This window comes from Novosphingobium resinovorum, from assembly GCF_001742225.1.
Classification (GTDB): domain Bacteria; phylum Pseudomonadota; class Alphaproteobacteria; order Sphingomonadales; family Sphingomonadaceae; genus Novosphingobium; species Novosphingobium resinovorum_A.
Window position 1 is genome coordinate 65,391 of record NZ_CP017076.1, and the last position, 19,973, is coordinate 85,363.

Sequence of the window (19,973 nt, forward strand, 5' to 3'; positions counted from 1 at the left end):
GTCAAAATCATGCCAAATTCAGCCGGTTCTTGGCGTCCAGTTTACATCGCAGGCCTTTACCAGCGTACTGCGCGAGGCCGAGGTTCGCATCAGCATGGATGGTCGGGGGCGTTGGATGGACAACGTCTTCATCGAGCGCCTCTGGCGATCCCTGAAGTACGAGTGTGCCTATCTCCATGCCTTCGAAACCGGATCTGGTCTTGCCCGGTGGATTACCTTTTACAACACCTTGAGGCCGCACTCGGGTCTGGCCGGACAAACCCCGGCAGAGGCCTATGGGCGGATCGCGCAATCAGGTGATGGGGGGCATGCCCCCCCATCATCTCATAACCAAAATGGCGGCATGAACGACAAATGGGATTAGCTTAACTCAGCCGTCAAACTGTCCAAGAAGGCGGGACCACGTCAGACTTTGAGCGGCAAGGACGGGTCGATGGCAGGATGGCAGCAACGCGCCCCACATGCCGTCGGTCGGGCTTGGCGCCAATTTCGTATGGATCGCTAGGAAAGAATCTTCGTACTCATGAACGTTTTTGCGATTGGTTCGCAAATTCCTAAGTGCTACTGAGCATCTCATCATTAGAGTTGGCGGGGGCGCGACATCGGGTGTCTAAAGTGGATACCCTTCAGGTATTTCTCGCGGCAAAGGCGGAGCTTCTTCGTTACGCCACGAGGATAACCGGGGATTCTAGCGAAGCAGCGGATGTGATGCAGGAGGCCTGGTTGCGCTTCCGCGCAGTTGCAGGCGCGCGCCAGCTTGAGGAACCTCATGGTTATCTCGTTCGGATCGTGGGGAACCTCGCTCTCGACAGGCAGCGCCAACAGGGACGGGCGAACCGGCTCTTCATACCCGATGGGGGAGGGCTGGCAGGCTTTGTACCGAGCGATGAGCCATCGCAGCAGGCTGTCTTGGAGGCAAAGGACGAACTGGAACGGCTTCGCTTAGCCATGGAGAGATTGCCGGCACGGACGCGCCGGGCTTTCGAGATGCACCGCTTCGACGGTATGAAGTTGATCGAAATCGCCGTCGAACTAGGCATCTCCAAAAGTGTCGCATCCGAACTGGTGATCGATGCCGTCGAGTTCTGCAAAAAGGCGTTGAAGCGCAGGCACTGACCTCGTTTGCAGAAAGTTCCGGAATTTCAGGAGTGCCGTTCGTTTAATGCGTAGAGCAACGACAAGCATGTGCCGCTCGGCGGCGCACCACAGGACAAGGCGATGAGCGGGAACGAGGAGGTGGAGCCAGAGCGGGTCGATCTCAGCCGCCAGGCCACCGCGTGGCTGGTGAAACTTGACGACCATCCCGAAGATGATGGGCTGCGCCTGTCTTTCATAGACTGGCTGAACTCGAGTCCGGCCCATCTTGCCGCGTGGGAAGAAACCACGCGGGTCTCCCTCCTGATGACCGCTGCTGGACCATCGCGAAAAAAGCGGACCTGGATACCGCCATCCTTGGCGCGCGCGACGTTGCGGAGCAGGAACACGCTGGCATTCACCGCGATCGCCCTCGCTTTAGGCTGGGCGATCGCGCCTGGTCTCTGGCTTCAGCTTCACGCGGACGAGACGACCGGGACTGGTCAAGTCCGTCTCGTGACGCTGGAGGATGGAAGCAAAGTCCATCTGGCGCCGGATTCGGCCATTGCCTTTGTCAATGGCGCAAATGGCCGCAACTTAAGCCTGCTGCGCGGAGAGGCCTGGTTCGATGTCGCGCGCGACACGGCGCGTCCGTTCAGGATCGAGGCCGGTGCCAGTTCTATCACCGTTCTGGGTACTGCCTTTTCCGTTCGAAAGACCCAGCGTGGCGCGGATGTGGGTGTTGCGCGCGGCAAGGTCGCAGTGATCCTACCAGAAGACATAACCCCCGATAGGATGTTTTTGACAGCGGGACAGTCGCTAACGACTGACGCGGCGGGCAGGGCCGTGCGCGGTGCGATCCGTCCTGACCGAGTGGCCGTCTGGCGCGAGGGCATTGCGATCGTCGACGACCAGTCGATCGCAGACGTGATCGACCGCATCCGTCCATGGTACAAGGGCTATATCGTCGTTCGGGGAGCGGCGCTCGCCGAGCGCCGCGTAAGCGGCATTTACGATCTAAGCCATCCCGACCAGGCGCTTGAAGCCCTGACACGGGCGCATGACGTGCGAGTCATCAATGCTTCGCCCTGGGTACGCATTGTCACCGACTAAGTTTTTTGTGCCCCCTCCCATTTTTTTCCGGAATCCGTTTCAGCTGGCACGTTTAAGCAGTGCAACTGCGTCGCAATAGCGGTTCAGGTTGAGCGTACGATTTAGACGGAAGGAATGCACGAGGTGGGTTCGGGGGGTATTTTCCAAGGGTTTGTAAATCGGCGGATCTGGACGAGCGCGCTATTGGCTTCAGGGGCCGCCGCAGGACTGAATACACCGACGCATGCGCAAGTGCAGGAAGCACGTGTGCAGACGCCTCGCAACTTCGACATTGCAGCGCAATCGCTGGTCGATGCCCTGGCGGATTTTGGTCGCCAGTCCGGGCTTCAGGTCAGTATGGACGCGGATCAGGTGCGCGGGATCTCGGCACCTGCGGTGCGCGGCACCATGAGCGCCTCGCAGGCGCTGAACAGGCTCCTGGCTTCGACGGGCTTTGCAGCGCGCATCGACGGCAGGATCGTGTCCTTGCGCCGCATTGCGGTGTCGGAGCCCGACCAAGGGCAGGGCGAGACGGTTGTCCTGGGTCCTCTACGGGTCGAAGGCACGGGCGATGTTGCCGTCGCCGCACAGGAAACCGGCGCCCAGCGCGACGAGCGACGCAAGGACGAGATTTACGACCGAGATGTGTCCTCCACTTTCGCAAGCCGCGAAGAGGTGGAGCGTTATCGCGGCACCAACACGGCGGACGTGCTCAAGGGCATGGTCAACGTGTTCAGTGGCGACGCGCGCAATGGCGGCGCGCTCGATCCCAGCATTCGCGGGATTCAGGGGCCAGGACGGGTCCCGGTCATCATCGATGGCACCGAGCAGGCGCTGACGGTCTGGAAGGGCTATAACGGCGCGGGGAACCGCAGCTACATCGATCCCAGCCTGATCTCCGGCATCCAGGTTCTCAAGGGGCCGGTATCCACGCGCGGGGTCAACGGATCAACTGGCGGCGCGGTGGTCGTCAACACGCTCGACGCAGCCGATATCCTGAAGTCCGGCGAAACCTTCGGTATCGAACTGAAGCTGGAAGGCGGCAACAACTCGACCAACCCGCGTTGGCCAACACTGCTGACGGGGCAAAATCATCTCGACGTTCCGGGGTTTCCGACAGGTTTCTCGGCCAGTTTCCCCTACGGCGATCCTTCGCTGCGCGTGAACCTGCGGACCAAAGACGATAACGAAGCGTTCTCGGCCGGCGACCGGGCGATCCGGATCGCGGCGGCGGGGCGCATTGGCGACCTTGAGCTGTTCGGCGCTTATGCGTTCCGAGAGCGCGGCAACTACTTCTCGGGCACGAACAAGGCCGACTATTACCAGCAGGAAGGCCTTGCTCTGGGCGCGACTACCTATGTTCGCGTGCTGGGTCTCCATTACGAGCCCGGCAACGAAGTGCCGAACACATCGAGCGAACTGGAATCGGTGATGCTCAAGGCGAAATGGAACATCGCCGACGACCAGGCGTTGCAAATCGGCTTTCGCGATACTGGGTCGCGGTTCGGGGAGATCATGCCTTCACGGATCATGACGACGGGCGATGGCTATACCTTCGGCAATATCCAGTGGCCCGAAAGCAAGGTGCATGCCCAGGCCTGGAACGCCGAGTATAAATGGCAGCCCGACAGCCGTTTCATCGATTTCAAGGCAACGGCTTGGCTGACGGATACCGTCAGCGATACTTATAGCGCGGGCGGCTTTCCCAATGCGGCCTCGACGGCCAATCCCATCATCGTCAACACGGCGCTAGCCAATTCGCGTAACGATCGCTTCGGCTTCAGTGCGAGCAACCAGTTCAACCTCTCATCGAAACTGAGTTTTGTACTGGATGCCAACTGGCAGCACGAGAAACTGCGATCGAACGACGATTACCTGCTCTACACGGATTTTGGCTCGCGCGCCTATCCGCGCGAAGGGCGCCGCGAGGAGTATCGCATTAATCTGAGCGGCGAATGGAAGCCTGTCAGCTTCCTGAAGCTCAATGCGGGCCTCGCCTATACCGGCTATTGGGCGAAGGACGATTTCCTGCCCAAACTGATCGAAGCCAGTGGCGGCTCGATCCTTCAGTCCTATGCTTTCAAGAGCACGACGAGTTACCAGACGTCGGAATTCGGGGTCGAGGCCTTCGAAGCCTGGCGCAGGGCCGAACTGGCCAGCACCGGTGCCTCGCAGGCGGCAATCGACAGGGCCGTCGCGAGGCAGGTGGCAGCTTATGCGGCCAATCCGTACGCATTCGAGGTAACTCATGCCGGATCGGACTGGCTGCCGGATGCGGAGGGTAAGTATAGCCGCTCCGGCAACATCTGCATCAACGGCTATCTGGACTCGATTACCAATTATGCTGCCGGGACATGTGTGGTCAGCCCGGTAAACGAGTTGATTTCCATCACTGAAACCAAGCGCAAGTCCGGGCATGGCTGGGTGCCAAGCGTATCGGCGACGGTTTACATCAGCGACAGCAGCCGCGGCTATGTCCGCTATGCCGAGGCGCTGCGCTGGCCCAGCATGTTCGAGAGCACGATCGGCTTTTCCGCGTCGATCGATCCCTTCCAGAATTTGAAGCCTGAACGCATGAAATCCTGGGAAGCCGCTTTCATACAGGACCTGCGGCCGCTTTTCGGGCTGCGCGGCGAGGGCCAGCGCGCCGACGTCAAGCTCACTTGGTATCACAACACCACACATGACGTTATCGAACGTACCAGCAACCTGCTGTTCAGCAATCTCGACAGGCAGACCATCGCCGGCTTGGAGTTGCAGGCGCGCTTCGATAATGGGCGCTTCTTCACCGATATCAGTGCCGGTCATATGACCAAGAACCAAGTCTGCGATGAAGACGTGGCAGTGCGAATTGACACTGCTCGCGGCTATCGTGTGCCGAACTGCGTCAAATATGGTTTCGTCAGCAGCTTCCTGCTGACCCAGGCCACGCCGGAGGCCAGCGTGAACTGGAACGTCGGTGGACGCTTCTTCGAGGGACGTCTTGAGGTTGGCGGGCGCCTGACCTGGTATAGCGCCTACAAAAATTCCGACCCGCTGGAGGAATGGACCACTGGCGAGACGTGCGTCAGCGGGTGCGCGCTCAACATCCCCTACACATGGGGCGAGATCATCACGTTCGACGCTTATGCGCGCTTTCGCCTCAACGATCGGTTCAGCGCCGAACTGGCCGGCACGAACCTCAACGACCGCTATTACATGGACCCGCTTTCGCGCTCGATGCTGCCCGCTCCGGGACGGACGGTACGACTGAGCCTGACAGGACGGTTCTGACACGGGATTCAGGGCCGCCACCGCATCTGCCATCTGCAAACGGGATGACGGCGGCGACCCTGGACAAGAGCACCTGATGGTCAGGTGCTTTGATCGCAGGAGAACTAGAATGAAATTCGTTCATCTCAAAGCCGTTGTTGGCGCCATGGCCGTTTCCTTCGCTCTCGCGGGGACCGCACAGGCGCAGATCGTTTCCGATACGAGCGACTCGGCAAAGGTCCAGATCGGCGTCAGCAACGTCCCGTTTGGGCCTCATACGATCGGGAAGGTCGGAATCTCCGTTCCGGCTATCGGGCCCGGCACTTTTTTCGTCGATTTCGAAGGTCTGCAGGGGACGGCTACGCCGACAGCCAACATCGTGACCACGGTAGACAACCCGACCGGCACCACCACCGATCATTCGAAATATGGTCGTTTCGATTTCTCGAAGGTCGATGGTTATGACGTTTACTACGGCGAATGGAGCCAGACCGGCAGCGCATCGGCCGGCGACCACACCGTCTATTTCGGCGGCACCGGCGCCTCGACGAACGCAGCCGTGAATGCGCTCACCGGGACGGCGGTCAACTATAACGTCTACGGTGTGAGCAACTATGTCGGGAATGGTCAGCTGAGCGGGACTTTCACCGCAAACTTTGTCGACGACACGCTGACCGGCTCGATTCAGTCGGCCAACTACAAGGTCGATATCGGCACGGCCGACATCCTGGGCTCGACGATCACCGGCGTTGACGCGCAAGCGTTCAACCTTTCCACCAGTGCCACGGTGCCGGTCGCCAGCAGCGGTATCGTGAGCGGCCAGTTCTTCGGGTCTACGGCCCAGGCGCTGGCTGGCATCGTGGAGTTCAGCAGCAGCCAGTACGATACCGCCTTTGGCGGCAAGCAGTGATCGCGCATCTGTGAACACCGAGGTCAGGGCCGGGCTTTCCCGGCTCTGGCCTCTCTTGCGCGAAATCGCCGCAGAGATCGAAGCCTAACATGCCGATTTTGAATTTTGCCATTGCATCGCGTTGTCGAACGGGTCTGACAACGCTTCTGTGTGCCGCCGCTCCATGCGTTTCGGTCCCTGTTCTGGCACAGAGCACAGCGGAACAGGATACCAGGCTGCGCCTTGATCAGGAGTTGCAGGGGCAGGAGCGCAAGACAGAGTCCCGGCTTCTCGAAGATGCCGACGCGCTGGACGGGCCCCCGACGTCGCTGGAAATCGACGGCAAGACTTACGCGGTCGGCGATAATGTCGATGAGATGGGACAGGCCCTCTATATTGCGATCCGGCGCCGCATATGGAGCGAGGCTCGCCGTTTTCTGACGGCCTATGAGGGATACACAGATCGTGATCCCAAACTCGTGCTTTTCGCCAAGGGCGCGCTTGCGCGCCAGGATCGCAAGCTGGGTGAAGCCGAACGGCATTATCGTGCACTGGTGGAGCTCGACCCCGATCTCATGTCGGGCCAACTAGAACTGGCGCGGGTCTTGTTCGAAAACCGCAAGGACCGTGAAGCGCAGGACGCCTTCCGGCAGGTGCGCGAACGCCTGGTTGTCGATGGCGACAGATCGACGGGGGTGGTCCGTACCGTAGACGCCTTTCTCCTGGCGTTGAGACAGCGGCGGGGCTGGCAAGGCAATATCGCCATAGGCCCCAGCTACAGCACCAATCTCAATCAATCGTCCGAAAGCTACACCTGCCTGCTGGCGACCAGCGACGGCACTTGCCTGTTCGACCGGCAGTTGCCCGATGCGGTAAAGGCCATGGGGATCAGTTTCGAAGGCTCGCTCAACCGCAGCATTCCGATATCGGGCCATCACGGTTTGCGCGCCCGCGCGCTCCTTTTCGGCGATGTGTACCCAAGTGAACATGAGTACTCGCAAGCCAGCCTCATCATGCGGCTTGGCTACCAATATCAGTCTGCGCGTGACACGTTCTCGCTGTCGCCATCCTTTGACATTGGGACGTTAGGTTCATCCGTCCTCTACGATGCCTGGGGCGCAAATGCCGAGTGGCAGCATACCCTGTCCCGTAAAGTACTGCTCCGGCTTGAGGGCAATTATCGCGACTATCGCTACCGGCAGCGCGGTTTCAGTTCCCAGGATGGCCCGCTCATCGATACCAGCCTGACCGCGTGGTATACGCCGGCGCCGGGATGGACGGTGTTTGGCGGCCCGGATCTTGCCGTGAAGGACACTCCGGCGGCCACCAACGCCTACCGGCAATGGGGCGGGCGCTTGGGGATCGGCAGGACGCTAGGCAAAAGCGCCAGCCTTCTTCTTCTCGGTTCCTACCGGCATCGCGATAACCGCGCCTATAGCGCCGTCTTCGCCGCCAAGCGGAGCGATGACCAGTTCAATGCCACGGCGATCGCGCGCTTCCCCGGTTTCGCTTTCGCCGGGCTGACGCCTGAGGTTGTGTTCCAGCACAATCGCGTCGAAAGCAACATCGACTGGCTCTATTCCTACAAGCGCACCACCGCCAGCGTGAGGCTGAGCCGTGCGTTCTAGCTCTCCCGATGCGCCATTCCGAAATCGGGCAGAAGGCCGATGTTCGGGCCCTTCCCGCGCGGAACCATCTTCCCCCCGATCCGAGCTTCACACCCTCATCGGAGACGATCGGAAAGGGGGGCGAAAAGCAGGGCCGCCCCGGTATCCTGCTCATCAGACAATCAACCAGGCAGGGAATTGCCCATGACCGTAGCGACGACCGAACATCCCATTGATGAGCAGAGCCGCGCCAAGCGGCTCAAGGCCTTTACCCGCGGTGTCCATGAGGGTGTGGACCACTCGATCATGTCCGGGTTCTCCTTCGCCAGCCTTGAACGTTACAAGCGCTTTCTGGGCATCCAGTACCTGTTCCACCGGGACGTGGCGGCTCTCTACGCGCAACCGCACCTTCAGGTGGCCTTTCCGGACCTCATGAAGCGTTGCCGTCTCCCGCTTGTCGTGGCGGACATGGAGGATCTTGATGTTGCAGCGCCCATATCAGGGGCGCCCAGTTTTGCTGTCGACACGCTGCTTGACCTGGGAACCGCGCTGGGCTGGCTTTACGTCGCCGAAGGTTCGAACATGGGGGCAGCGCTGCTCCGCAAGGAAGCGCAGAAGCTGGGGCTGTCCGACGATCACGGTGCGCGGCATCTCGCGCCCGCAACGGAGGGCCCGGCCGCGCATTGGCGCGCGTTCACCTCCGCCCTTGATGCCGTGATCCTGACCGATGCGCAGGAAGGGGATGTCAATGAAGGCGCGCTGGCGGCTTTCGCGCGGGTACAGGCGCATGTCGATGCCCGTCTTGGCTGAGGCAACGCACCACGAACTCCTCCGGCGCGGACGGGCAGCCCGCGCCGGATGGCTCGTCCTGGCTTTGATGCTCGTTGCCCTTGGCTTCATCGGCATCTTCGTGCCGCTGCTTCCCACGACTGATTTTCTTTTGTTGGCGCTGCCCTGTTTTGCACGCTCGTCCCCTCAGCTGGAAGCCTGGTTGCTCAATCATCCTCGTTTCGGGCCGGGGCTACGCGCATGGCGCAAGGAGCGCGCGGTACCACGCCGCGCCAAGATCGCGGCATGCGCGGGCATGGCGGCAGGGTTCGGATTGTTCTGGTTCCACGTCCGGCCGGGTCCGCCTTTGTCTGGAGCAATCCTGGCATTCCTGTTGTTCTGGGCATCATGGATCGTTCGGCGACCGGAGCTAGGAGAGCGACCATGAGGCCGGGACGCTATCGCAGAGCCCAGCGTGAAACAAACAATGGCGAAACGCCTGTCTCTGAAGGCCATATTGCCTTCCGGCCCTATTATCCCGATCGACCCAGGCAAAGGAGCGACGCGATCGGATCGGCAGCGTCAGGCGTTCGGTTCGAAGAGGTGCCGTGCACTTACGCGCGCTATTGTGAGCAACCGATGGACTGGCGCACGCGTCTCGCCGGTTTCGGGAGCACGGCATCTCTGTTCGCGCTCATGCTAGCCGCAGCCTTGTTCACATGGAAGGCGGTTCGCTCGCCGGTTGTCTCGACGACACGACCGCTCACGGTCATGGAACTGGCTCCGCTGGCCGCGCCGGCAGAGCCTGTCCGGGAAGTCGCCCCTGGTCCGCAGCAGGTCGAGAGCCAAGAGGCGCGACCCGTTGTAAAGCCCGACATCGTGATTCCGACGCCCCTGATCCGGCTCGTCCCGCCACCCCTGTCGGCTACAGAAACGCACGAGCCGCTTGTCGAGGTGATTGATCCTGGTCCACCGGTTCCCGAAACCACCGCTCCCAAGAATATCGTCGCGCCCACACCCGCAAGCCGGGTTTCCAACAACGCGCAGCCCAACTGGGAGGGGCAGATACTGGCGCACCTGGAGCGGTTCCGCCGTTATCCAGCGCGCGCGCGCGCGGCTCGCCACCAAGGGACTGAGAACGGCGGAGCAATATTCGGCCACGCTAGCGGCGGGATAGTCCTGCTGCGGGCGGCGTAAAAGTCGTCCACCTTGAAGCCTTTCTGCCAAGTCAGGGAGGTGTGGGGATCTACAGCGTGGAACTTTATCTTCAGGTCCGTTTGGCTTGCGCGGATGGCATGAGCCAACGGGCGGCGGCGAAGCGTTTCAATGTGTCGCGCGATACGGTGCGCAAGATGCTGTCGTTTTCATCGCCGCCGGGTTACCGGCGTCAGTCTGCACCGCAGCGCCCGAAGCTGGACGGGTTTGTGGGGATCATCGATGGATGGCTTGAGGGGGATCGCGGTGTCCCGCGCAAGCAGCGCCATACGGCGAAGCGGGTATTCGACCGTTTGCGCACCGAACATGGTTTTACCGGCGGCTATACGATCATCAAGGATTACATCCGGGAGCGCGAGCAACGCAGCCGGGAGATGTTCGTGCCGCTGGCGCACCCGGCGGGAGATGCGCAGGCCGATTTCGGGGAAGCGCTGGTGGAGATCGGCGGGGTGGAGCAAAAGGCTTACTTCTTCGCGCTCGATCTGCCGCACAGTGATGCCTGCTATGTGCGAGCCTATCCGGCGGCGGTGGCGGAGGCCTGGGTGGACGGACATGTCCATGCCTTCGCGTTCTTCGGCGCGGTGCCGCGCTCGATCGTCTATGACAACGATCGCTGCCTGGTGGCGAAGATCCTGCCAGACGGCACGCGCAAGCGTGCCACGCTGTTCAGCGCTTTCCTGTCGCATTACGTGATCCGCGACCGCTATGCCCGCCCGGGCAAGGGGAACGAGAAAGGCAATGTGGAAGGGCTGGTTGGTTACTGCCGCCGCAATTTCATGGTGCCGATCCCGAAGTTCCCGACCTGGGAGGCGTTCAACCTGTGGCTGGAGGAGCAATGCCGCAGGCGCCAGCAGGACAAGGTGCGCGGGGAGAGCGAGACGATCGGTGAGCGCTTGCAGCGCGATTTGGCGGCGATGCAGCCTCTGCCCGCTACACCCTTCGAGGCCTGCGATCAGACCGGGGGGCGGGTCTCCTCGCAATCCCTGGTGCGCTACAGGACCAACGATTATTCGGTTCCGGTGGCCTGGGGCCATCAGGAAGTCTGGATCAGGGCCTATGTCGATGCGGTGGTGATCGGATGCCGCAGCGAGGTCATCGCCCGTCACCCGCGTTGCCATGCCCGCGAGGAGGTTATCTTCGACCCGCTCCATTATCTCCCGCTGATTGAGCAGAAGATCAACGCATTCGACCAGGCGGCCCCTTTGCAGGGCTGGGACCTGCCCGAAGCGTTCGGGACGCTCCAGCGGTTGATGGAAGGGCGCATGCACAAACATGGCAGGCGCGAATATGTACAGGTGCTGCGCCTGCTGGAAACGTTCACCATCGCCGATCTCCAGGCGGCGGTGGAACAGGCCATCGACCTTGGCGCCATCGGCTTCGATGCCGTCAGGCACCTGGTCCTGTGCCGGGTCGAACGCGTGCCGCCCAGGCTGGACCTGGACGTCTATCCCTTCCTGCCACGCACGACGGTCGAGAAGACCTTTGCCAGAGCCTATATGAGCCTGCTGTCCGACAGGCAGGAGGCCGCATGAGCGATCAGGCACCGGAGATTCTTCTCGCTCACCATCTCAAGGCACTCAAGCTGCCTACGTGCCTGCGAGAGCATCACAAGCTCGCCCGGCAATGTGCCGCTGAAGGCGTCGATCATATCCGCTTCCTCGCCCGTCTCGTCGAGATGGAGATGATCGACAGGGAGCGTCGTATGGTCGAGCGGCGCATCAAGGCCGCGCGCTTCCCCGCCGTCAAAAGCCTCGACAGCTTCGACTTCGCCGCTATCCCCAGGCTCAACAAGATGCAGGTGCTCGAGATGGCGCGCTGCGAGTGGATCGAGCGGCGTGAGAACGCCATCGCTCTGGGGCCATCGGGCACCGGCAAGACGCACGTAGCTTTGGGGCTCGGGCTGGCAGCATGCCAGAAAGGACTGTCGGTGGGCTTCACCACTGCGGCGGCGCTGGTCAGCGAGATGATGGAGGCGCGCGACGAGCGGCGTCTCCTGCGCTTCCAGAAGCAGATGGCCGGATACAAGCTGCTCATCATTGACGAACTGGGCTTCGTACCGCTCTCCAAGACCGGTGCCGAACTGTTGTTCGAGCTGATCTCCCAGCGCTATGAGCGCGGCTCCACCTTGATCACCAGCAACCTGCCCTTCGACGAATGGACTGAAACCTTCGGATCCGAGCGCCTCACAGGCGCGCTCCTCGATCGTCTGACCCATCACGTCAGCATCCTCGAGATGAACGGCGAAAGCTATCGCCTCGCTCACAGCCGGGCCCGAAAGGCCAAAACCAGACCCTGAAAATCAAGCCAATGCCGGGGGGAGTGGCCTTCGGGCTACGCCCTCACGCCACTCCCCCCGGCATGTAACACCGTGGCCTGGTTTTACGCCGCCGAATGGCCGACTTTTGCTCCGCCGTTGACACTATCGTGTGCATCACCAGCTGGTCCGCGATGGCGGCCGACGATGGTTCATTGGGCGAGGCGTTGTCGTCTGACATCAGTGGTATCTCGTTCATGCGAACTGGCGATTTCTGCCGATTGCTGCGTTTGGCACGTGCACAACATGCGGGCTCCCCCCTTCTTATGCAGCACGTCCCTTTCCATGCCAGCTCAACCTGGCTGAAACTTGTGGGCATGGTCGAATTCCGGTGCCATTATAACGGCCGATCTAATTTGAAAATGCTGCATAGTCCGTATCCATCGCCATAATCATTGAGAAATGTAACGACTGGCCTACTTGTAAACCAGTTATCTTGTGATAGGTTGAGTCGCAGTTCGCGCACTGCCTTCTGGCCAAAAAATCAATCGCGCGGACCAGGAGAGCCTTCATCCGGCGACAAAGCCGGAAAGGAATGATGTCGGAGGGGACACCAAATGGCCTTGCAGAAGTTTCTGTCGTCCAGCGCCGGCGTGGCGCTGCTTGCCGTATCGAGCCATGCCGCCGCCCAGGAAGTACCGGTTTCACAGCCGCAGAGCGCATCCACGGCTGCGGCATCGGCCGAAATCATCGTCACCGCCCAGCGCCGCTCGGAGAGCTTACAGCGTACGCCCGTCGCCGTATCTGTCGTCACCGGTGACGCCCTTGCCAGACAGGCGATCGTGTCCGAGCGCGACCTCCAGATGGCGGCGCCGGGGCTGACGGTCAAAGCGCAGCAGAACGATAACCAGCTGAACTACTCCCTGCGCGGGCAGACGGTCGATACCTTCACCAGCTCGCTGCCCGCAGTCCTGCCTTATGTGAACGAGGTGCAGGTGGGCGGCGTGGGGCAGACGGCCTTCTACGATCTGCAGTCGGTGCAGGTGCTCAAGGGGCCGCAGGGCACCCTGTTCGGCCGCAATGCGACCGGCGGCGCGGTGCTGTTCACCACGCGCAAGCCTACCGACGAACTGTCCGGCTACGGATCGGTCCGTTACGGCCGGTTCAACGACTTCCAGCTCGAAGGCGCGGTCGGCGGCGCGATCGTGGAGGACCAGGTGCTCGTGCGGGTGGCGGGGGTCTACCGGTCGCGGGACGGGTATCAGCTCAATCTCTACGACGGCAGCAAGCTGGGTAAGATCGAGCGGGAAGGCGTCAGGTTCAGTCTTACACTCAAGCCGTCGCCCGATTTTACCAATGATCTTGTCGCGGAATACTACCATGACAAGGGCACCAACATTTCCGGTTCGGTGTCCTACGTCGTGCCGGCGAGTGCCAATGCGCCGGGTTATCCTTTCGTCCCGACGAATGTGCTGTTCCCCGGTCTCGCCGATTTCGCGCAGGCGCAGCGCGAACGCGGTCCTTTCGTGGTCGACGTCGACTCGCTGGGGGATCACCGCATTTCGAAATGGGTGGTGTCGAACATCACGTCATTTGAGATCGCGGATAATGTCACGCTCAAGAACGTGTTCGGTTATGTCCATGTCGGCTTCCTCGACGCGGGTGACCTCGATGGGACTTCCTACGGCATCGACGGACGCGGCAATGCGCAGACGGGCGCTCAGGGCAGCCGGGGCACGATCGAGCAGATCTCGGACGAACTGCAGTTGGTGGGCAAGGCGATCGACGGGCGTCTCGAATACGTCACCGGCGTCTATGCGGCCAAGATCGCCGATCACACGCGCAACACCAGCTACATCCTGAACGAGCTTGGCCTGCCGCCCCAGATCAATGCGGGGACGACCACGAGCAAGGCCATCGCAGGCTACGCGCAGGGTACGTTCGACACCGGCCTTGCCGGTTTCAAGGTGACGGGCGGCATCCGTTACACATCGGAAAAGGTCAGCTTCGTTCGCGACGCCGACGACCTGTTCTCCGCCGCGACCCATCCCGAATTCGCGCCATTCTATGCCGACGGACGCTTCATCGATCCGCAGCGCGACACCTTCAACAAGCTGAGCTGGACCGCCGGCATCCAGAACCAGGTGACGCCGGACCTGCTGCTCTACGCCTCGTCGCGGCGCAGCTTCCGCAGTGGCGGGTTCAACTTCCACGCACCGCCGACGCCGGGCTTCGCGGATGAATCTGGCGGCGAGTACCGCCCCGAGATCGCCACCGATGTCGAACTGGGCGCGAAGTTCCATGGCTATGCCGGAACGATGCCGGTCAATCTCAACCTGGCGCTCTACAACATGTGGGTGAAGAACGTGCAGCGCGCCTTCTACACCTCGATCTATGGCGGGCTGGCCGGCATCACCGTGAACGTGCCCAAGGCCAAGATCAGGGGCTTCGAACTCGACGGCAACATCCGGCCAGCAGACTGGCTGGTCATCGGCGGCAACGTCAACTACACCCATGCGCGTTTCACGGATAACGTGGTGTCGGTGATCGGCACTGACGGGACCAGCACCGGCACCGCCGTCTACGATACCTATCCGGATACGCCCAAATGGTCGGGCGTGTTCTACTCGGACATCACGATCCCGGTGAGCGAGCGGTTCAACGCCGTCCTTCATGGCGACGTCTACGCGCAGACTTCCAATTACTACAGCTCGACCGGCAAGTCGCTCAATCCGAACACCCAGATTCCGGGTTACGCGCTCGCCAACTTCCGGGTCGGGCTGGAGCAGAAGGAAGACGGGCTGTCGCTGTCGGTACTGGTGAAGAACGCCTTCAAGAAGACCTACTACAGCGGCGGCATCGGCTTCGCGAGCCTGTTCGGTCTGAACTTCGTGGTTCCCGGTGAGCCCCGCACCTTCATGCTCGAAGCCCGCTATCGTTTCTGAATTTCGTAGAAAGCAGAGCCATGATTACTGCCGACGATTTCAAGTTCCACCCCCGCGATCCGGCCGACCCGCACTGGACCGAGACGATCTTCGTGATCTTCTCGGTCCCCGAAGCAGGCGTCAGCGGCAATCTCTACGTGCTGGCGCGGCCGAACCTGGGCATCTGTCACAGCTCGATCGAGATACACAAGGGGATGTGTTTCCATCCCTGGCAGATACATCACAACGACAGCCAGATGCATTTGCCCTGCCCGGAGGACTTTTCCGACTTCACGCTGGAAAACGGCTTGTCGTTCAAGGCGTTCAACGAACGGAACAGCCGCTTCACGTACAAGTCGCTGGACGGCGCCTGCGAGGTGGACCTGTCGTTCCGGGCGATCTGCGATCCGTTCGATCCGCATGATCCAGCACAAGTCCCGGCGCTGGGAGGCGGGCAGGTCGATGGCTACGACGGCTGGAACAACGGGCACATGGAAAGCAGGGGGCGCATCGAAGGATCGCTGCTGCTGCGCGGCCGGCGCTATGCCATCCGCTGCGTCGACGGCATGGACAAGAGCTGGGGCCCGCGCCGCGACTGGGGCAACAAGGCGGCCAGCTGGGTCCATGTCGACCTCGACGGCGAGACGGGCGCGTTCCTCGTCTTCGGGCTCGGGTTCGAGAACAAGGAACTACGCTACGGGCCGTTCAAGTACGGCTTCTTGGCGATCGACGGCGAACGGCGCCCGATCGTGTACGCGAGCATGACCGCCAAGCGTTCCGACATGCTGGTGACGCGGGCCGACGTGCGGTTCGAGGACGACCGCGGCAATGTCTATACCGCGCGCGGATCGACCGTGGCGGCCGCGCCCTGGTACAACTTCAACCCGTCGAGCGCGGCGTACCAGACGCTCATGCGCTGGGAGAGCGACCATGGCGTCGGCTACAGTCACATCGCCGACTTCAGCGGGCTGAACTTCCTGTCCGAGGGCATGGCCGACGAGTTCGCGCAATGACGGCGGCGGTGATGTCCCATCCGGTGCTGTCCTTCACCGAGGCGCAGCGGCGCCATCCCGACGAGGCGATGATCGCCCGCATCCGCGATCGCTACCCCACCGAGCCCGAGATCGATGCGGTCCTGACCCGCAAGATGCGCCGCCGTCGCGGCGATCCGTACAAGGCGGTTCCGATCGAACGGCTGGTCGCGGGCGTTACGGCGATGATCGGCGAAGAGCTTGGCTACGAGGCGCAAGTCTCCAATGCCCGCTGGCTGTCGGGTGGAGCATCGAAGCTGCAGATGGTCTTCGACCTTGCGTGGCGCGGGTTGGACGGGCAGGCTCCCGAAAGCGTCGAAACTCTCGTGCTGCGCATGGAGCCCGCCGCCTCGGTGACCGAATCCAGTCGGCGCCGCGAATTCGAGGTGCTGAATGCGGTGCAGGGCGTGATCCCGGCGCCGCGCCCCTACTGGGTGGACCCAGAGGCACGCCATCTGCCGTATCCGGGAATGGTCTATGCCTTTGCAAAAGGCGCGGCAAAGCCCAGCGTCGGCGTGGAGAAGGTGTCGGGCCTTGGGCAGAACTACGGCCCCGAACTGCGCGCGAAACTCGCGCCGCATTTCGTCTTCCTGCTCGCGCGCCTGCATACCGTCGATCCGGGCGAATGCACCGCGATGGCCTCGTTCATGCAGGCGCAGGAGGGCTCGAACGCATCCGTGATCCGGCAGGTGAACGCCTATCGCCGGATCTGGGAAGAGGACCGGATCGAGGAGGAGCCTTTCCTCGAAGTCGTCTACCAGTGGCTCATCGCCCACGCGCCGCCGGTGGACCGCCCGTCGATCGTCCACGGCGACTATCGCAGCGGCAACTTCCTGTTCGACGAGGCGTCCGGCGAAATCACCGCCTGGCTCGACTGGGAAGGCGCGGTCATCGGCGATCGGCATCAGGACCTCACCTACGCCACGCTGCCCACCTTCCAGCATCTTTCGGAGGATGGCAGGAGCGTGCTGGCGTCAGGGATGATGCCGAAGGACGATTTCTACGCAGCATACGAGGCGGCCTCCGGACTCCCGGTCGATCCGGTGCGGATTCGCTACTTCGAGATATTCAACCGCTATCTCGTCTGCGTCCTGACGCTCGCCGCCTCGGCGCGCGCTTCGCTGCAGGCGGGGACGCATCAGGACGTGCTCGTGAACTTCGTGTCGCAGATGGGGCACACGGCCATCGCCGACCTGCGCGAGCGGTTTCTGGAGGTCACACGATGAACCAGTCTTTCGAAACGCAGGTCCGCATCGCGATCCGCGCGCTCAGCGATGTAATAGCGCCCGCGCTCGCCGGTGCGGACAAGCACGTGGTCGAGCAACTGCAGCTGACGATCGCCACGCTGGGCTTCGTGGCCGACCGCATTCCCGAAGCGACCCGCTTCGCGCGGCTCGAACTGTCGTCCTGCCTTGCGCTGGCGGAGCGGGCGAGGGCGATCGTGCAGCCCAGCCTGCCGGCCGAGAGCGAGGCGCTGGCCGCCGGAATCTCGGTGGGCGAAGAGGTGCTTGCGCTCTGCGTCCGCGACGCGGCGGATTGCGAGGCGGCCAGCCGTCACTTGCGCGAACAGCTGGCGGCGCTGGTGGCGACCACGCATGGCTCTCCCTGCGAACGGGACGTGACCGCCGCCATCCTCGACGGCAGCGAGGCGATGCTGGCGCAGGCGCGGCTATGGGCCTTGCCTTTCGGCTTCGAGCTGACCCCCGAGGCGTTGCCGGTACCCGCCTGGTAACGCGCCCCGTTTTACACTTCCCCCAACCAGGCAAGGCCGGATCATGATCACCAACGCAGACCTCGACTTTCACCATCACGGTTCGACCGAGCATAACTATGCGGAGACGATGTTCCTCATCTTCTCCGTGCCCGAAGCCGGGATCAGTGGAAATGCCTACTTCCTTGGGCGGCCGAACGCGGGCGTGTGCCTGTCGTCCGTCTACATCCACCAGGGCATCGTGGCCCATGCCGGTGCGGCGGATTACTCAGATGCGCAGATGCACGTCCAGTGCCCGGAGAAGCTGTCGGACTTCCGCCTGTCCACGGGCCTCGCGGTCACCGGCAGCAACAATGCCCGCGACTATCATTACCGGTACAAAGGCACCGACGGCCTGTGCCGCTTCGACTTGCGCTTCAAGGGGCTGATGGACCCGTTCGATCCGCTGGACCCGAGCCAGAACCCGATGCTGGAGCATTTCGGCGGCGACACCGAGGCCGCGAGTGGTGCGGGCGATTCCTGGTCGAAGGGGCATTACGACCTCGTCGGCCACATCACCGGCGAACTGGAAGTGCACGGCCATCGCTTCGCGGTCGATTGCGTGGACGGCCTCGATCGCAGCTGGGGGCCGCGCGCGGAGTGGAACTCTGCGCCCGTCTCGTGGATGCACATGACGTTCGGGACTGATCTGGCGTTCCACCTCATCATGACGCTGGACATCGTCGATGGGCAGACCGTCTACACCACGTTTCGCTTCGGCTATGCTCTGGTCGATGGTGAAAGCTGCGCCATCGTGGCGGCAGAGGTTGATGCGGAAAGCCTGTCGCTGCTCGGCATGCACCGCGTGGTGCGGATCACCGACGCCAAGGGCCGCAAATGGGAGATGGTGGGCGCCGCCGTCGCCGCCGCGCCCTGGCACAACGCCTATGCTGCCTTCATTTCGTATCAGACCCTCTACCGCTGGACGATGGGCGACAGGGTGGGGTTCAGCAACGTGACCGATGTCATCGGCGTCACGACGCTTTCCAAGAAGCTGTCGCGTCTTGCCAATGCACGCGCCGTGTCGGGGTAATCGCTCCTCACTTGGAGGGAGGCTTCCGATTGCTGCGTCCTTCTTGTCTGGGCGCGGCATCGGCGGCGCCTGCGCGGTCCAGGCGCGGCGGTACGATCTCGTGGAGCCGACCTTCACTTTCAGCGGTCAGGTAGCGCATGAAATACTTCATCCTCAGCACCCCGAAGAAGTCGAGCATGAGGGGGAGGCCGGTTCTCAGCATATCGGCTGCACGTTCTTCGCGGATCAGGCCTTCGGTGCGGGCGATGAAGCGGGTGGCTTCGGCGAAGGCGAGATAGTCGGCCGACTTGGTATAGTGGTCCAGCACTTCCGGGAAGAAGTTGGCCGATTCCTCGAAGCCTGCTTCGCGCATGCGTGCCCAGATGCCGATCAGGTTCGCGTCGGTATAGCTGACGGCCGTTCCCTCCTCCGTTTCGATGAGTTCGACGGCGCCAAGCGCCGCGAGGCCACGTGCGTCGCGTTCCGCATGCGGATTTCCCTGCTGCAGCGTTTCCAATGCAATCGTGCGGTCGTCCTCACCGAAGCGCGCGGCCACCAGATTCTCAAGATGGTGGAACGCGGGCGCCTCCAACCGCTTGTCGAGCTTGTCGCCGCGCAGCATCGCTCCGATTTCGTCCAGCGTTACCTGATGTTCGCGTTGCAGATTGCGCACCGCCCGAATCGCCCGCACATGCTCGTCGCTGTAATGCGCCACGGTTGCCTTCGGCTTGTCGGGCGGGGGTACCAAACCCTTGCGGATCAGCACCCTGATCGTCTCCCGGTTTACTCCCGTAAGGTGCTCCAGTTCCCCCATCTTCATGGCATTTTCCTAGTTTTGATTTTGCCGCTTGTCACGGGAAGTAAATCAGATTACAAACTGCGTATACGAAGTACGTAGCACTTGAAGCCGATCGTGCAAAGCGATGGCTTGGGAGACGAAGATGCAAGGCAGCATCCATCTGAAAGGACCGAAGTGCAAACGCGCGCAGGTGCTTCGCGCTCCACGCCCGGCCGGTGTGGTCGAGGCGCCACATCGGGCGTGTTGAACCACTCCGAGACGAACACGGTCGTCGTCCTTCCGGGCGGCTGACGGTCCCGGCGCGGG

At 62.1% G+C, this 19,973-nt stretch carries 16 protein-coding genes and 1 pseudogene; 16 read left to right on the forward strand and 1 reads right to left on the reverse strand.

From position 1 onward, the window contains the following. Positions 1–31: 31 nt before the first annotated feature. The 16 genes and pseudogenes from BES08_RS31925 to BES08_RS18075 all read left to right on the forward strand — a co-directional run. Positions 32–347, forward strand: a pseudogene (locus tag BES08_RS31925) (transposase); the annotation flags it as partial. A 268-nt stretch (positions 348–615) separates the two neighbouring features. After that, entirely contained in the window at positions 616–1,116 is a 501-nt protein-coding gene (locus BES08_RS18010) for a sigma-70 family RNA polymerase sigma factor (protein WP_231958267.1), read from the forward strand. A gap of 102 nt (positions 1,117–1,218) precedes the next feature. Next, positions 1,219–2,187 carry a FecR family protein gene (locus BES08_RS18015; RefSeq protein WP_231958268.1) on the forward strand — a complete coding sequence of 323 codons (969 nt, stop codon included), beginning with the start codon at positions 1,219–1,221 and terminating at the stop codon, positions 2,185–2,187. A 246-nt stretch (positions 2,188–2,433) separates the two neighbouring features. Next, positions 2,434–5,439, forward strand: coding sequence for a TonB-dependent receptor (locus tag BES08_RS18020; RefSeq protein WP_036531026.1), 3,006 nt, complete (start codon positions 2,434–2,436; stop codon positions 5,437–5,439). Between the two features lie 109 nt (positions 5,440–5,548). Continuing rightward, positions 5,549–6,328, forward strand: coding sequence for a Slam-dependent surface lipoprotein (locus tag BES08_RS18025; RefSeq protein WP_069709339.1), 780 nt, complete (start codon positions 5,549–5,551; stop codon positions 6,326–6,328). 89 nt (positions 6,329–6,417) lie between these two features. Then, positions 6,418–7,935: a surface lipoprotein assembly modifier gene (locus tag BES08_RS18030; protein WP_069709340.1), complete on the forward strand. Its 1,518-nt coding sequence runs from the start codon at positions 6,418–6,420 to the stop codon at positions 7,933–7,935. A gap of 183 nt (positions 7,936–8,118) precedes the next feature. After that, positions 8,119–8,724, forward strand: a complete 606-nt coding sequence (locus tag BES08_RS18035; protein WP_036531030.1) for a biliverdin-producing heme oxygenase — start codon at positions 8,119–8,121, stop codon at positions 8,722–8,724. Further along, entirely contained in the window at positions 8,708–9,130 is a 423-nt protein-coding gene (locus BES08_RS31930; RefSeq protein ID WP_197524503.1) for a YbaN family protein, read from the forward strand. Before BES08_RS18035 ends, BES08_RS31930 begins: the two co-directional genes overlap by 17 nt. Further along, a complete protein-coding gene (locus tag BES08_RS18040; protein WP_197524478.1) occupies positions 9,127–9,879 on the forward strand; it encodes a hypothetical protein in 753 nt (250 codons plus the stop codon). Before BES08_RS31930 ends, BES08_RS18040 begins: the two co-directional genes overlap by 4 nt. A 56-nt stretch (positions 9,880–9,935) precedes the next feature. Beyond that, a complete protein-coding gene (gene istA / locus BES08_RS18045; protein WP_081799279.1) occupies positions 9,936–11,429 on the forward strand; it encodes an IS21 family transposase in 1,494 nt (497 codons plus the stop codon). Continuing rightward, positions 11,426–12,193, forward strand: coding sequence for an IS21-like element ISSsp5 family helper ATPase IstB (istB, locus tag BES08_RS18050; RefSeq protein WP_036531279.1), 768 nt, complete (start codon positions 11,426–11,428; stop codon positions 12,191–12,193). The genes istA and istB overlap by 4 nt, the downstream gene beginning before the upstream one ends. 575 nt (positions 12,194–12,768) lie before the next feature. Next, entirely contained in the window at positions 12,769–15,096 is a 2,328-nt protein-coding gene (locus BES08_RS18055; protein WP_036529681.1) for a TonB-dependent receptor, read from the forward strand. Positions 15,097–15,116: 20 nt separating this feature from the next. Further along, positions 15,117–16,088 carry a DUF7064 domain-containing protein gene (locus BES08_RS18060; RefSeq protein ID WP_069709341.1) on the forward strand — a complete coding sequence of 324 codons (972 nt, stop codon included), beginning with the start codon at positions 15,117–15,119 and terminating at the stop codon, positions 16,086–16,088. Beyond that, positions 16,085–17,332, forward strand: coding sequence for a phosphotransferase family protein (locus tag BES08_RS18065; protein ID WP_051587167.1), 1,248 nt, complete (start codon positions 16,085–16,087; stop codon positions 17,330–17,332). Before BES08_RS18060 ends, BES08_RS18065 begins: the two co-directional genes overlap by 4 nt. Continuing rightward, complete coding sequence (locus BES08_RS18070; protein WP_036529676.1) at positions 17,329–17,838, forward strand: hypothetical protein; 510 nt, start codon at positions 17,329–17,331, stop codon at positions 17,836–17,838. Before BES08_RS18065 ends, BES08_RS18070 begins: the two co-directional genes overlap by 4 nt. 43 nt (positions 17,839–17,881) lie before the next feature. Then, complete coding sequence (locus tag BES08_RS18075; RefSeq protein ID WP_069709342.1) at positions 17,882–18,889, forward strand: DUF7064 domain-containing protein; 1,008 nt, start codon at positions 17,882–17,884, stop codon at positions 18,887–18,889. A 7-nt stretch (positions 18,890–18,896) separates the two neighbouring features. Here the strand turns inward: BES08_RS18075 and BES08_RS18080 are convergent, their stop codons facing one another. Continuing rightward, the gene (locus BES08_RS18080; protein WP_051587166.1) at positions 18,897–19,688 is read right to left on the reverse strand and encodes a MerR family transcriptional regulator; all 792 of its coding nucleotides are present in this window, start codon (positions 19,686–19,688) and stop codon (positions 18,897–18,899) included. Positions 19,689–19,973: the final 285 nt, after the last annotated feature.